This is a genomic window from Paenibacillus sp. CMM36, assembly GCF_053570945.1.
Map to the genome: position 1 here is coordinate 1 of NZ_JBSEDY010000051.1, position 2,059 is coordinate 2,059.

At 54.6% G+C, this 2,059-nt stretch carries 1 protein-coding gene; it reads left to right on the forward strand.

All coding sequences use genetic code 11. From position 1 onward, the window contains the following. Positions 1 to 2,059, forward strand: a 2,059-nt coding sequence (locus ACWA2B_RS27785; RefSeq protein ID WP_449292866.1) for a condensation domain-containing protein, incomplete at both ends; no start/stop codon positions are given.

A 2,059-nucleotide genomic window follows, 5' to 3' on the forward strand; every position in this document is an offset into this window, starting at 1 on the left:
TTGACTCCAGCTTCTACGACGAAGAACTGTCAAAGCTGCCAAGTAGCGGCAGTGTGCCGATTGGTCAGGCATGGCTGAACGCACGCTTCTACATCGTGGACAGCCAGCTGAATCCGGTGCCGATCGGTGTGCTGGGTGAGCTGTGCATTGGCGGTGCTGGCGTGGCACGAGGCTACCTGAACCGTGCAGACCTGACGGCCGAGAAGTTCGTAGCGAATCCGTATGTAGCCGGTGAACGATTGTACCGCACAGGTGACCTGGCGCGGTGGATGCCAGACGGCAATGTGGACTTTATCGGCCGGATGGACTATCAGGTCAAAATCCGGGGCTACCGGATTGAGCTGGGCGAGATTGAAACGGCAATCCAGCGGGTGCCGGGTGTGCGTCAAGCGGTAGTCATCGACCGGACGGATGAGCGTGGACACAAGTACTTGTGCGGATACATCACAGGAGAAACCGAGCTGCGGATCGAGGAAGTACAGGCCGAGCTAGAAGCAGGACTGCCAGCACATATGGTACCTGCACGTTTGATGCGTCTGGAGACCTTGCCACTGACCCACAATGGAAAAATCGACCGTAAGGCCTTGCCGGAGCCCGAAGGAAGCATCCATACCGGCGCAGCCTATGTGGCTCCACGTACTGCGGTAGAACAGGTATTAGCTTCAGTGTGGGCGGGAGTGCTTGGTGTCGAAACGGTAGGCACGCAGGATAACTTCTTTGAACTGGGTGGCGATTCGATCAAAGCACTGCAAGTATCGTCCCGCTTGCTGCAAGCAGGCTATCGACTGGAGATGAAAGACCTGTTCAGCAATCCGACAGTAGCGGCACTCAGTCCGTTGCTTCGTACAGATGGCAAGATGGCCAGTCAGGAAGAGGTCGTAGGCCAGGTGGAACTGACACCTATTCAGCGGTGGTTTTTCGAGCAGCAGCCTGCTGATCTGCACCACAGCAATCAGGCGATGATGCTGTACCGAGCTGGGCGCTTTGACGTCGACGCGCTACGCCGTACAATGGACCGTATTGTCCAGCATCATGACGCATTGCGCACGGTATTCCGTGAGAGGGAGCAGGGCTATGCCGCTTGGAACCGCAGTGTAGAGGAAGGCGAGCTATACACACTGGACATCGTAGATTTTAGAGGAATGGAGAACGAATCTGCCGCTGTCGAAGCCAAGGCGAGTGAAGTTCAAGCAGGCATTCATTTGAGCGAGGGTCCGCTTGTGAAGCTCGGTCTGTTCCATTGCGCTGAGGGCGACCATTTATTAATGGTCATTCATCATTTGGTTGTGGACGGCGTATCGTGGCGTATTTTGCTGGAGGACTTGGCGTCCGGTTATGAGCAGGCTGTTGCAGGTAAAACAGGCACAGCTATTCGACTGCCGCATAAAACAGATTCGTTCCAGGTATGGGCCAAACAACTGTCAGCCTATGCGAATCGGGCGACGATGGAGCGTGAGCTAGCCTACTGGCAGCATATCGAACAAGCAGAAGCGAGTCTGGCGAAGCCTTTGCCAAAGGATTTTGCGAAGGATAAAGCCCTGCTCGGAGACAGTGAGGTTGTGACGGTCCGCTGGACGAAGCAGGAAACCGAGCAGTTGCTCAAACAAGCTCATCGCGCATACAACACGGAAATGAATGACCTGTTGCTGGCTGCGCTCGGAAAAGCCGTATATGACTGGTCTGGTTCCGAACGAGTGCTGGTCAACCTGGAGGGCCATGGACGGGAAGCCATTGTACCGGATGTGGATATTACGCGGACAGTCGGTTGGTTTACGAGCCAGTTCCCGGTTGTACTGGATGGAAGTCTGGGCCAGGGCGGAAATACCGCTCGTCTGATCAAACGGATCAAGGAAGGGCTGCGTCATATTCCGCAGAAAGGCATCGGCTATGGTATTTTACGATACCTGTCGGATACGAATGTTCTGGAGAAACCAGGCGTGCAGTTAAAGGCTCAGCCTGAGATCAGTTTTAACTATTTGGGCCAATTCGATCAGGATTATAAAGGCAATGATCTGGAGCCTTCCTCCTATTCCATCGGTGTGCCTGTCAGCACGAATGC